The 11,766-nt window shown below is 65.0% G+C and carries 11 protein-coding genes; 2 read left to right on the top strand and 9 right to left on the bottom strand.

From position 1 onward, the window contains the following. Positions 1 to 6 precede the first annotated feature (6 nt). A complete protein-coding gene (locus CWO91_RS29445) occupies positions 7 to 774 on the bottom strand; it encodes an SDR family oxidoreductase (RefSeq protein ID WP_130218582.1) in 768 nt (255 codons plus the stop codon). An 11-nt stretch (positions 775 to 785) separates the two neighbouring features. After that, positions 786 to 1,985 (bottom strand): mandelate racemase/muconate lactonizing enzyme family protein, encoded by a 1,200-nt coding sequence (locus tag CWO91_RS29450; RefSeq protein WP_128933216.1) that lies wholly within the window; start codon positions 1,983 to 1,985, stop codon positions 786 to 788. 176 nt (positions 1,986 to 2,161) lie between these two features. Between CWO91_RS29450 and CWO91_RS29455 the strand changes: the two genes are divergently transcribed. Then, the gene (locus tag CWO91_RS29455) at positions 2,162 to 2,929 is read left to right on the top strand and encodes a GntR family transcriptional regulator (protein WP_128933217.1); all 768 of its coding nucleotides are present in this window, start codon (positions 2,162 to 2,164) and stop codon (positions 2,927 to 2,929) included. Positions 2,930 to 2,954: 25 nt separating this feature from the next. Then, entirely contained in the window at positions 2,955 to 4,319 is a 1,365-nt protein-coding gene (locus tag CWO91_RS29460; RefSeq protein WP_130218584.1) for an MFS transporter, read from the top strand. 66 nt (positions 4,320 to 4,385) lie between these two features. Here CWO91_RS29460 and CWO91_RS29465 read toward each other — a convergent pair whose 3' ends face one another. The 7 genes from CWO91_RS29465 to CWO91_RS29495 all read right to left on the bottom strand — a co-directional run bounded on the left by CWO91_RS29465 (position 4,386) and on the right by CWO91_RS29495 (position 11,591). Continuing rightward, on the bottom strand, positions 4,386 to 4,610 hold the full coding sequence (locus CWO91_RS29465) for a hypothetical protein (protein WP_165405793.1): 225 nt from the start codon (positions 4,608 to 4,610) through the stop codon (positions 4,386 to 4,388). Positions 4,611 to 4,738: 128 nt separating this feature from the next. Continuing rightward, positions 4,739 to 5,989 (bottom strand): arsenic transporter, encoded by a 1,251-nt coding sequence (locus tag CWO91_RS29470; protein ID WP_130218585.1) that lies wholly within the window; start codon positions 5,987 to 5,989, stop codon positions 4,739 to 4,741. Positions 5,990 to 6,014: 25 nt separating this feature from the next. Next, positions 6,015 to 7,292: an MFS transporter gene (locus tag CWO91_RS29475; protein WP_130218587.1), complete on the bottom strand. Its 1,278-nt coding sequence runs from the start codon at positions 7,290 to 7,292 to the stop codon at positions 6,015 to 6,017. A 48-nt stretch (positions 7,293 to 7,340) separates the two neighbouring features. Beyond that, on the bottom strand, positions 7,341 to 7,931 hold the full coding sequence (locus tag CWO91_RS29480) for a hypothetical protein (RefSeq protein WP_130218589.1): 591 nt from the start codon (positions 7,929 to 7,931) through the stop codon (positions 7,341 to 7,343). Positions 7,932 to 7,964: 33 nt separating this feature from the next. Further along, the gene (locus CWO91_RS43345; protein ID WP_165405794.1) at positions 7,965 to 8,681 is read right to left on the bottom strand and encodes a hypothetical protein; all 717 of its coding nucleotides are present in this window, start codon (positions 8,679 to 8,681) and stop codon (positions 7,965 to 7,967) included. Between the two features lie 109 nt (positions 8,682 to 8,790). Continuing rightward, on the bottom strand, positions 8,791 to 10,152 hold the full coding sequence (locus CWO91_RS29490; RefSeq protein ID WP_130218591.1) for a sigma-54-dependent transcriptional regulator: 1,362 nt from the start codon (positions 10,150 to 10,152) through the stop codon (positions 8,791 to 8,793). Next, the gene (locus CWO91_RS29495) at positions 10,137 to 11,591 is read right to left on the bottom strand and encodes a sensor histidine kinase (RefSeq protein WP_130218593.1); all 1,455 of its coding nucleotides are present in this window, start codon (positions 11,589 to 11,591) and stop codon (positions 10,137 to 10,139) included. Before CWO91_RS29495 ends, CWO91_RS29490 begins: the two co-directional genes overlap by 16 nt. Positions 11,592 to 11,766: the final 175 nt, after the last annotated feature.

Raw genomic sequence — 11,766 nt, forward strand, 5'->3', positions numbered from 1 at the left:
CGCGGGTCACATCGCGGCGATCATGCCGCCGTCGACATAGATGATCTGGCCATTGACGTAAGTCGAAGCGTCCGAGGCCAGGAAGATCGCGGCGCCGACCAGCTCGTCCGGCTTGCCCCAGCGCTTCGACGGAATGCGGCCCATCAGCCAGGTGTTGAAATCGGTGTTGTTGACCAGCGCCTCGTTCATGTCGGTCAGCATATAGCCGGGGCCGATCGCGTTGGCCTGAATGCCGTGCTGAGCCCATTCCACCGCCATCGAGCGGGTCAGGTTCTTGATGCCGCCCTTGGCGGCGGTGTAGGGCGCGATGGTCGGGCGCGCGAGCTCGCTGCCGAGCGAGCCGATGTTGATGATCTTGCCGTGCTTGCGCGGGATCATGCGCTTGGCCGCCTCGCGGCCGATCACGAAGGCGCTGGTGAGGTTGGTCTCGATCACCTTGCGCCATTCGTCGGTGGTGAATTCGACCAGCGGCTTGCGGTGCTGGATGCCGGCATTGTTGACAACGATGTCGACGGCGAGGCCTTGTCTGTCGAAATCGTTGAAGGCAGCGACGATCGCGGGCTCGTCCGTGACGTTGAACGCTGCGCCTTCGGCCTGGTGACCGGCATTGCGAAACTCGGCCACGGCCTGCTCGACGCGCTTGGGATCGACGCCGTTGACGATGATCCTGGCGCCGGCCTTGGCCATGCCTTCGGCAATGGCGCGACCGAGGCCGCGGGAGGAGCCGGTCACGAGCGCGGTGCGGCCGGAAAGATCGAAGAGGGCGGTGCTCATCTTAGGAATCCTTAGACGTTGGAGCGGCGTACGATCAGATCGGAGCGGTCGAATACGGCGGGCAGAAGATCGACGCCGAGGCCGGGGCCTTCCATCGGATAGACAAAACCGTCCTTGATCGTGGGCATGGTGGTGACGAGCTCATTGTACCAGCCCTTGTAGAAGGCGCGCACCGATTCCTGGATCAGCGTGTTGGGCTGGCTGAACGACATGTGGATGGCGGCGATGAAGCCGATCGGGCCGATGCAGTCATGCGGTGCAAAAGGCCGGTGGTAGGTCTCCGCCATCGCCGCGATCTTGCGGCCCTCGGTGAGGCCGCCGGTCCAGCACAAATCCGCCATCACCACGTGCATGGCGTCGCGGTCGAGCATATCCTTGTAGGGGAAGCGCGAGCCCAGCGTCTCGCTGGCGCAGACCCAGACATCGGTCGAGCGCGCATACTCGGCCAGCGCCTGCGGCGAGTTCATGCGGATCGGGTCCTCGTACCAGGTCGGCTTGTAGGGTTCGAGCGCGCGCGCGATCTGCTTGGCGGTCGGCAGATTCCACAGCGAGTGGAGCTCGACCATGATCTCCATCTTGTCGCCGACCGCTTTACGGATCTTCTCGAACGGTTCGATCGCCTGCTTCATCTGGGCGGCGGTGATGTAGAGACCCTTGTTCTCCTGGGCCGCCGGATCGAACGGCCAGATCTTCATCGCGGAGATGCCGCTCTCCAGGAGGCTCTCGGCGAGCGCATCGGCGCGATGCATGAAGCCGTCGAGATCCTCGTAAGGCCCCTTGGAGGCGCCGAGATTCCAGTTCGCGACCGGGCTGATATTGGTCGAGCGCACATATTGCGTGCCGGCGCAGGTGTTGTAGATGCGCTGCTTGTCACGGCAGAGGCCGCCGAGCATCTGGTGCACCGGCTGGCCGCAGACCTTGCCGAACAGGTCCCACAGCGCGATGTCGATCGCGGAGGCCGCGCGATATTCGACGCCGGTGGATGACTGCGCCATCGGCAAGTTCAGCATGTCGCGGTGGATGGCTTCGATGTGCAGGGGATTGCGGCCGAGCAGGCGGCCGGCAAAGGTGTCGTGGATCTGCGCCTCGACCGCGCCCGCGCCGTAGAAGGTCTCGCCGAGCCCGATCATGCCGGTATCGGTGTGGATGCGCACCCAGATGACGTTGGAGAACTCCTCGGTGCGCAGGGTCTCGATCGACGTGATCTTCACGGCAACAATCCTCCCGTCGGGCCATAGCGCCCGTTTTGTTTGTCATTTCTGCGCCGCCATTGCCGGCGGGCCGGTGTCAGTCTTACGCCCGCTTGTAATATATCACAACATGTTTTAAGGATATCACAAACAAGGCGCCGCCTCGCAACGAGAGCGCAGGCTGACGGGAGGACGACATGGCACGGCGCAAGCGCGCGCTCGAGGTGGTGAGAAACGACGATGACGGTGAGGGCAGGCCCTCCCGGCGCAATCGCCTCAACTTCTTCGAGCTGGCCTATCAGAGGATCGAAGAGCTCCTCGTTCATTGCGAGCTCAAGCCCGGCCAGTTCATGACAATGCTCGAATTGCAGCAGATCACCGGCTTCGGTCGCACGCCGGTGCATCATGCCGTCAATCGTCTATCCGCCGATACGCTCATCATCATTCGTCCGCGGCACGGCCTGCACATCGCGCCGATTGATCTGGCGCGTGAGCGCATGCTGCTGGGCTTGCGCCGCGACATGGAGCGCTTCGTGATCCGCCTCGCGGCCGATCGCGCCAGCCTGTCGCATCGCAATCAGGCGCTGCACATCGAACGCCTGCTGCGCGAGCGCCGCGCCAGCCTGACCCTCGACGAATTCAACAGCATCGACCGCCGCATCGACGCGCTGGTGCTGGAAGCCGCCGGCGAGCCTTTCCTCGCCCACACGCTGCGGCCGCTGCACACGTTGTATCGCCGCATCGGTTTCATCCACCATCGTTTCATGCCGGGACAGACCGAGCTGTCGGGCACGATCGATTGCCATCTCGCTATCCTCGCTGCGGTCGCTAATCGCCGCGTCGAGGATGCCGTGAAGGCAAGCGATGCGCTGATCGACTACATGGACGCGATATTCACCGGCATGGAGGCGGGCATCGACCCGCGCCTGCTCGATTGCAGCATCGAGCCGCTGCTCGGCACGTAGAGAGTTGTTGAAGAGAGGACCAAGCATGTCAACGATGGCGATGCCACATCCGACCGCGAGCGAAGCCGCGGTCCGCTATCTCATCACGAACTACAGTCCCAAGGGCAACAAGGTCGGCTGGCTGATGATGGCCTCGATCCTGGTCGAAGCCTGGGATCTCTATTCGATCGCCTTCGTGCTGATCTTCATCAAGGAGCAATACAATCCCGATCCGCTGATGCTGGGCCTTGCCGCGGCCGGCACGCAAGGAGGCGCCCTGATCGGCGCGCTGCTCGGCGGCTGGCTGTCCGACAAGATCGGCCGCCGCGTCATGTTCCTGGTGACGATGGTGATGTTCATCGTGCTGGCGCTGGCGCAGGCCTTCGTGCCCAACGTTACCTGGCTCGTGGTGATCCGCTTCCTGCTCGGCATTCCGCTCGGCTCGGACATCTCGACCGGCTACACCTACATCATGGAATCCATGGCCAAGGGTGAGCGCGAGGTCATGGGCAACCGCTGGCAGTTCATGTTCGCGGTCGGCGAGGTCATGACCATCGGCGTCATCGTGATCTTCCTGCTGACCGACATGAACCACGAGATGCTGTGGCGCGTGACGCTCGGCCTCGGCGCGGTGCCGGCGCTGATCATCCTGATCATGCGCCACGACGTGCCGGAGACGGCGGTGTGGCTGGTGCAGAAGGGGCGCTACCGCGAGGCCAAGCAGGTCGCGCGCGAGATGTTCAACGACAATCTCGACATGCTGCCGGACCGGGACGTCGAGATGCCGAAGGTATCGACCCGCGCGTTCCTCGCCGATCTCAAGAAGGATCCGATCCGCTGGCGTGCCACGCTGTATGGCTGGATCGCCTGTTTCGCGCAGGCGAGCGAGTTCTCGACCTTTGCGTTCTACCTGCCGGTGCTGTTTGCAATGGTCGGCGTGTCGTCGATCCTCGGCAACAATCTGGTGACGATGGCGCTGTTTGCCTTCGCAGCCCTGTCGGGGTGGGTCGGGCCGCTGCTGACGCCGAAGATCGGCCATCGTGGCATCGCGATCGCGGGCTTCTCCATCGTGCTGGCGTCACTGCTGGTCGCTGCGTTCGCGCTCTACACGGACAACAAGATTCTGCTGCCGTTCGCCGCGGCCGGCATGCTCTGGGGCCACTATTGGGACGCGTCGAACTGCATGACCATTCCGACGATGGTCGCGCGGCCGCGATACCGCGGTACCGCCAGCGGCTTCGCCTACATGTTCGTGAAGCTGCCGTCGTTCCTGGCTATCTTCCTGTTCCCGACGCTGTTCGCGGCGATCGGGCAGGCTAACGCCACCCTGTTCGTGGCGATCTTCCCGGTGATCGGATTGCTCGCTGCAATCTTCATCCTGCCGGAGGTCTACGGTTACGAGAACGACTGACGAAACGCGATCCGGTCGCGGCGTCATCGCCGCGATCGGGGCCTTCGGGATGTCGCGCGCCAGCGACTACGGGCTCAAGAATACCGGGTCGATCCCGACCCCATGGCCGAGCAGGCCGATTGCCTGAAGCTGGGCGGAGTGGAGGTCGATTTCCACGATGGCGAACAGGGTGAACAACACCACTGCGGAGAAGACCAGCAGCGGATGGGCCGTCTCGGCCCGGCTCTCGTCGCCGCGAATCGGGCGACGCAGGGAGGATCTCTGCGGCAATGCTTTCGATCGAATCTGCATGATGAACCTTCCTTGCCGCGCCATATCCATCTGACCTGCGCGACAATGAAATTCTAGCCGCGGCATCGCCGCCGGCATTGATGCACCGCAAATAGCTTGCACTCGATTTCGAAAGCTGGGTGCGTCCCTTACCAGATTGCCGCCGCCAGTGCCGCGATCAGTGCGGGTGGCGTCACCAGCAGGCCGAGCTTGAGGAACGGCCAGGCGCCGACCTCGATCTTCTCGCGCCGGAGCGCGACCAGCCAGAGGATGGTGGCGAGCGAGCCGGTCACCGACAGATTGGGGCCGAGGTCGACGCCGATCAGGATGGCGCTGACGACGGGCGCGGGCAGATGATCGCTGGCGGCGACCGAGCCGGCGACAAGGCCGACCGGAAGGTTGTTGGCGATGTTGTCGGCGAGCGCGGTGGCAATGCCGACGCTCCAGGCGGCCTGCGGGACGGATTGCGCCACCGCTTGGTGCAGCAGCCCGCTGAGCTGCGCGATCACGCCGGTCTTCACCAGCGCCTCCACCATGACAAAGAGCCCGCCGACCAGCGGCAGCACGCTCCAGGAGACGCCGCGCAGCACAGGCATAGGCGATTGGCGGTTGATCAGCAGCACGGCGGCCGCCGTCGCGGTCCCGCAGACGAACGTCGGCAAGCCCAATTGCAGATCGAGTGCAGAGGCCCAGATCAGCACGATGCCGATGGCGCCGATGCCATAGGCGGTCAATCGGCCGCCGCGTCCGAGTTTCGGGTGAGGGACACGCTTTTCGATCGTTTCGTCCTTCAACTCGCGGTGCAGCGCAAGGCGCAATGCGACATAGGTGAGCCCGATCGAGGCAAGTGACGGCAGCGCGAACTGACGCAGCCACGTTCCGAGATGCGGCATGTGCTTGCCGAACACCACGAGGTTGGCCGGATTGGAGATCGGCAGCACGAAGCTCGCGGCATTGGCAATGAAGGCGCAGACGAATAGATAGGGCAGCGGCTTGGCGCCGGCCGCGCGGGTGGCGGCGTAGACGGCGGGCGTCAGCACGATCGCGGTGGCGTCATTCGAAAGCAGCACCGTCACCAGCGTGCCGACGAGGTAGATCAGCAGGAACAACCGCTGCGGGGAGCCGCGTGCATGCTCGACCGCAAAGGCGGCCAAGTAGTCGAACAAGCCTTCGAGGCGGGCCAGTTCGGCGATCAGCATCATGCCGATCAGGAAGAGATAGACGTCGACACCCTTCTCGATGCCGGTGAGAGCATCCTGCCAAGGCAGGAATCTGAGCAGTACCAGTGCAACGGCGCCGATCAGGGCCCAGATCGCCTCCGGCAGGCGAAAGGGCCGGATGATGACGCCTGCGGTCGCGGCGATGATGATGCTCCAGGCCCAGATGGCGTCAGACGGCACGGTCAGTCCTCAAGATGAACCAGATCTATTCGGCAGCGATAGCTGATGCGGACGCCGCTGTCTTCCCTCGCGGGCACAGATCGGTATCTGCGCTTTGCCGCGTCTCCGGCAGGGCGAAGAAGCAGATCACGGCGCCGATCGCCGCCACGATGCCGAGCGAGATGAACGCTGCGCTGTAACCGGCGCCGACCACGACCAGGCCGGCAAGCGTCGTCGACAGCGCCGCGCCGATGCTCTGGGCGGTGATGACCGCGCCCTGCGCGACGTTGAAGCGGCCGGTGTTGCGCATGAGGTCGGCGACGATGACGGGAAAGATTGCGCCGAAAATGCCGGCGCCGACGCCGTCCAGAAGCTGCACGCCGACCAGCCAGAACGGATTGTCCGAGAGCGTATAGAGGACACCGCGGATCGGCAGGATCAACAATGCGGCAAGGAAGAAGCGCTTGTGGCCCCAGCTATCGGCCTTGGCGCCCACCAGCATTGCGAACGGCACCATCACCAATTGTGCGGCGACGATGCAGGCCGACATCAGGCTGGTGCCCATGTTCTTGTCCTGCAGCGCGAGCTTTTGGCCGACCAGCGGCAGCATGGCCGCGTTGGACAGGTGAAACAGGATCACGCAGATTGCGAAGACGAGCAGGGGGCGGCAGGTCAGGAGCACGCTGAGACCCGAGGGCTGTTCGGGCCCCGTGCTGGCGTCGCTGTCGTGCAGACCGCGAGCGAGAACGTGGTCGATGGCCCGTTCAGGGATCGCGAGAATGCTGACGAGGCTCGCAATCGCCATGGCGCCGAGCAGGTAGAACACGACGGTCGGGCCGAACCAATAGGCGAAGACGCCTGCCAGACCCGCCGCGACAGCGTTGCCGGCATGGTTGAAGGTCTCGTTGCGTCCGATCCGCCGGGTGAAGGCGGCATGACCGAAGATGCCGAGCGAGACGGCGGCGATTGCGGGCGGGAAGACGCCAGCGGCGGCCTGGGCGATCCCCTGCGAGATCGCGACCGGCCCGAAGTTCGGAAATAACGGCGGCGCTAGCGAGGCAAGCGTCACCAAAATGGCGGCAACCACCATCGCGAGCCGCTTCGCCCGCGTGGCGTCGACCAGCGCGCCAGCCGGCGTCTGCGCCGCGATGCCGGCGATCGTCGCGATCGACATCACGAGGCCGATGCGCGCCTCATCCCAGCGCTGCTCGGTGAGAAGATAGACCGCGAGATAGGGCCCGAGCCCATCGCGAACGTCGGCGAGGAAGAAATTGGCCGCGTCCAGCGCACGGCCGGCGCGCACCCTATCGTCCTTCTCAGACATGAATGGCCTCCGGGCGTGAGCTGCTTTCTTCGGCGCCTGCGCGGCGCCTCAGGCCGCGCGAGCGCCTTGCTTGGGCTTCGGCGTTTTCATCGCGTTCAGCCTTTCGGGACCGGAGCCAATCTCGCGCACGTGGATCACGCGGCCGAGCCTGGCTTCAAGGCCATCGCCGCGGGCGGCCACCTTGGCGCCGGGCGCAAGCAGATCTGCGACGTGCTTGACCTCCTTCGAGCCGACGCGCAGGACGGTGCCGTCGGAGAGCAGGGCGCCGCGCAGCTCGCCCTTCGGGCCGAACAGCGAAAGTGCGACGACGCCGTCGGCCGACATCGCTGCATGCGTCACCTTCGGATGTTTGCGGTCGTGGTTCGGACCTTGATCGACGATCTCGCGTCGACCAGCTGTCGTGACCGAGATTGCGGCCAGCAGCTTCGCGCCCCGTGGGCGCACGCCGCGCACGCCGACCGTGTCGCCCAGATTGAGGTGGCGAGTCAGCTCGCCATCCATGTGCGGCGGCGTGTGAACCAGAATGGCGTTGTGCCCGTCCTTCATGACGAAGCCGTCGACCTCGCCGTGCGGATTGAGCACGAAGCGCTCGAGGACGCCTGCAACTTCCGGCAGGCTGTCGGGATCGATCCAGTGCATGGTGTTGTCCTATTGTCTGTTGCAACCAGGGGATCAGCCGCGTGGCGGCGGGGGCGGAGCGAAGCCGGGAGGCGGCGGCGGACCGCGACGGTCAGGACCGTCATTCGGTCCCGGCGGACGGGGGCCGCGAAGCTCTGTCATCTGCTCCGGTGAAGCGCCGATGGCCCGCACGTCGACGATCCTGCCGAGCGCGGTGTCGAGCACGTCGCCTCGCACCGATACGGCTTGTCCAGGGCGCAGCGAGTCCTGAAGGCGCTCGGCTTCGGGTGGCGGAAGGCGAAGACTGGTGCCGTCGGCGAGCAGCGCACCGTTCACCTCGCCGCGCTCGCCGTGCAGCTGTGCCGAGATTCTGCCGCTGACGACCTGATCGTTATTTCCGCGCGGGTCCGGAGGTCCATTGTCGACAATGCTTTTGCCGGTCACGATGTTGGTGATGGAGGCCGCATCGACCAACGGCAGTGCCCGGGCGCGCAAGCCGCGCACCGAAACCTGGTCGCCGGGGCGGATCGCGAATACGGTCTGTGCCGACAGATGCGGCGGCAGCTTCACTTCGGTGCCGTCGGTGAGAATGATGCCATCGACATCCCCGCGCGGCGTCAGCGTGTACTGCTTGACCGTGCCGCGCCACTCCGGAAGCTGCGACGAATCCCATATCGTCCCCATCGCCTGGGAATAGGCCGCCGCACCGCCGCCGATCGTGGTCGTGGCGAGTAGCGCGCAGAACAGCGCGCGCATGCGTGTCATCTTCATGGAATAACTCCCTTCGATTTCGCGACGTCGTCGCTTGCATCCGGTTCAGCAAGCGACGTGCCAGCCGCGGAATCGTTGATTTAGAAGGGATTATTTCGCCATGCGGAGATCAGCCGTCGTCTTTCGCGACACGGGCCGTCAGGTTTTCCGACGGCTCGGCGATGCCGTAGCGCTGCATCTTGGTATAGAGAAGCTGGCGGTTGATGTTGAGACGTCGCGCGGCCTCGGTGCGATTGCCGCTGCAGGCTTCCAGCGCACGCTTGATCATGGTCGCCTCGAGCCGCGCCACGGCCGCAGGAAGGTCTTCATCCGGCGGCGCTGCGTACGCCCTCATCTCGTTCCCGCTGGTATCGATGTCGTCGGGTCCGATGATTTCCCCGCGCGTCATGACGCAGGCGCGCTCGATCGCATTGCGCAGCTCGCGGACGTTGCCTGGCCAGGGATGACGCTGCAATTTGCTGATCGCGGCCTCGTTGAGATGCTTGGCCCTGCCGCCCGTCGCAGCGGCGCGCGCGAGGAAATGCCGGGCGAGGGGAACGATGTCGGCGACACGATCGCGCAACGGGGGAATCGCGATCTGCACCACATTGAGGCGGTAATAGAGATCATCGCGGAATTCACCCGTCGCGACCAGCTTGGCGAGATCGCGATGGGTCGCGGCGATGACGCGGGCATTGCTGCGGACCGGCTTGCCGCCGACCGGCGTGACGACCTGCTCTTGCAGAGCGCGCAGGATTTTCGCCTGCATGGCGAGCGGCATGTCGCCGATCTCGTCAAGGAAAAGCGTGCCATTGGCCGCGTCGCGAAAGGCGCCGGCGCGGTCGCCGGTCGCGCCGGTGAAGGATCCCTTGACGTGGCCGAACAGTTCGCTCTCGAGCAGGTCTTCGGGGATCGCCGCACAATTGACGGCGATGAAGGGGCCATTGCTCCGCTTGCCGTGGATGTGGAGTGCACGTGCGACCAGCTCCTTGCCGGTCCCGGTCTCACCCAGGATCAGCACGATGGCGTCGCTGTCGGCCGCGAGCCCGATCGCCTTCTGCACGTGGCGCATGGGTTCACTCGAGCCGATCAGCGTGTCCTCGGTATCCTCATTGGGACTTGTGGCGATGGAGGCACGCTCGGGCAAGCGGTGCAGCAGGGCTTTCAGCTCCTCGCGCCCGATCGGCTTGGTGAGGTGGTCGAACGCGCCGAGCCGCATCGCCTCGATGGTGTTCGCGGCGCTGGCGAACGCCGTCAGGACGACGACCGGCGGAGCGGCATCGCTCGCCCGCATCCGGCGAAGCACCTCGATGCCGTCCATGTCACCGGGCATGCGCAGATCGAGCAGCACGACGTCGACATCGTCATCCAGCGCGGCGAGACCTTCGCGGCCGGAGGCGGCAAGGCGCGGCGTGTGCCCGAGATCGGTCAGCGCCTCGGCGAGACCCTCGCGCAGAGCCGCATCGTCATCGACGATCAGGACGGTTGCCATGGCACCTCGATCTCGAAAATGGCGCCTGCCGGATTCTGGACCAGACGAACATTGCCACGATGATGTCGAGCGATCTCACGCACGATGGCCAGCCCAAGACCGGTGCCTTCGGCACGCCCTGTCACGAACGGCTCGAACAGGCGCTCGCGGATATCATCGGCGACGCCCGGACCGGTATCGGCCACCCGCAACAGCAACATGCCGTCGCGCCGGTCTGCGTCTACCGTGATCGTGCCGCCGGCCGGCGTGTTCTGAATGGCGTTGATGATCAAGTTGTCCAGAGCCCGCTGCATCTGGGAGGGATCCAGCTGCGGCAACGACGAAGCTGTGGGCAGGGTTCCCGCGACCAGGACCACGTCTCGGGCAGAGGCTAATTCGCGATGGCCCTCGATGGTCCGGGCGAGGAAAGCCGACAGATCGATCCCCACGAGCTTCGGCTCGCGGGCGTGTGTCATCTCCAGGAGATCGCGCAGCAGGACGTCGAGCCGATCGACCTGATGAAGGATCGCGTGCAGGGCCGCTTCATGGCGTGAGCCGTCGGCAACGGCCAGTGCGTTCTCCGCCTTCAGGCGCATTGCAGCGATTGGATTGCGGATTTCGTGGGCAAGGCCCGCCGACATGCGGCCGAGTGCTGCCAGCCGTTCGGCAGCAGCGGCACGACGGCGCTCCAGCGACAGACGTTCGCCGGTGCTGTTGAGGGCATCGACCAGCCGGTCGAGCTCAGGGGCTCCGGTCTGTGCCAGCTTCGGCAGATCGACCGTGCCTTCGCGCCGGTTGCCCAGGGCTTTCTCGATCTGATTGATCTTGCGGGACCAGACATAGAGCACGCGCGCGAGCCATGCTGCCGAACCGAAAATCGTCAGTGCAAGCACGACGAGGCCGGCAAGAAGCTGATTGTAGGCGGGGCCTTCCGCCGTGAAGGCCCTGATCATGGTCCATCCGGTCACTCCAGGCAACGGGCCGCGCAATGGGCAGGCGTGCACGATGAGTACCTGGGACCGACCGGGTTGCCGGATCGACGCAGCACGCCCTGATCGCAGCGCCTCGGCATTGACCTCGCGTATGGTATTGAGCTCGGCGGCCGGAAGGTCCGTCTTCGGTCCGGTGCCTTCGTAGGTCGGGAAAGCGTAGGCGAGCGAGCCTTCGTCGGTCCGCCAGATGCCGCCTTCGACGCCGGGCGCGGTCGCCAGTGCCGTCTGGGTGATGGCCGTCAGCTGCTGCTTCAGTTGACCGTCGATCGGTCCGCCGCTCCAGCCCGCGACGAAGAACTGATAGCGGTCGGCGAGATCACGGCATGCGCGCGCGACCAGCTCTTCTGACCGGGCCAGGCGGGCGTTTGCCGTCTGCCGAAACGACTCGAACAGCAGATAGCCGGTGGCGACGCCGGAGACGACCAGCATGATCCACAGGGCCAGCAATCGAGTGCGGAGCGAACGCATGCACTTAGGACTCGCCTCTCCGGAATAAGTGGGCGGTTAGCGCCGCAAAGCAGGCGGAGAGGGTCGCCCAGGTCTGCCAGGCGGAGAGGAAGGCGGATTTCATGTCATCGATATCCGTTGCTTTAAGACGGCGCGTAGCGCCGTCATTGCGAGGAGCGATGCGACGAAGCAATCC

This window comes from Bradyrhizobium genosp. SA-3 (genome assembly GCF_004212635.1).
Classification (GTDB): Bacteria; Pseudomonadota; Alphaproteobacteria; order Rhizobiales; family Xanthobacteraceae; genus Bradyrhizobium.

What these genes read in the sequence shown, in the direction of transcription:
- CWO91_RS29495 (WP_130218593.1), bottom strand. Translation starts at nt 11,591, where the DNA reads ATGCGTTCGCTCCGCACTCGATTGCTGGCCCTGTGGATCATGCTGGTC.
- CWO91_RS29475 (WP_130218587.1), bottom strand. Translation starts at nt 7,292, where the DNA reads ATGTCTGAGAAGGACGATAGGGTGCGCGCCGGCCGTGCGCTGGACGCG.
- CWO91_RS29460 (WP_130218584.1), top strand. Translation starts at nt 2,955, where the DNA reads ATGTCAACGATGGCGATGCCACATCCGACCGCGAGCGAAGCCGCGGTC.
- CWO91_RS43345 (WP_165405794.1), bottom strand. Translation starts at nt 8,681, where the DNA reads ATGAAGATGACACGCATGCGCGCGCTGTTCTGCGCGCTACTCGCCACG.
- CWO91_RS29465 (WP_165405793.1), bottom strand. Translation starts at nt 4,610, where the DNA reads ATGCAGATTCGATCGAAAGCATTGCCGCAGAGATCCTCCCTGCGTCGC.
- CWO91_RS29455 (WP_128933217.1), top strand. Translation starts at nt 2,162, where the DNA reads ATGGCACGGCGCAAGCGCGCGCTCGAGGTGGTGAGAAACGACGATGAC.
- CWO91_RS29480 (WP_130218589.1), bottom strand. Translation starts at nt 7,931, where the DNA reads ATGCACTGGATCGATCCCGACAGCCTGCCGGAAGTTGCAGGCGTCCTC.
- CWO91_RS29490 (WP_130218591.1), bottom strand. Translation starts at nt 10,152, where the DNA reads ATGGCAACCGTCCTGATCGTCGATGACGATGCGGCTCTGCGCGAGGGT.
- CWO91_RS29445 (WP_130218582.1), bottom strand. Translation starts at nt 774, where the DNA reads ATGAGCACCGCCCTCTTCGATCTTTCCGGCCGCACCGCGCTCGTGACC.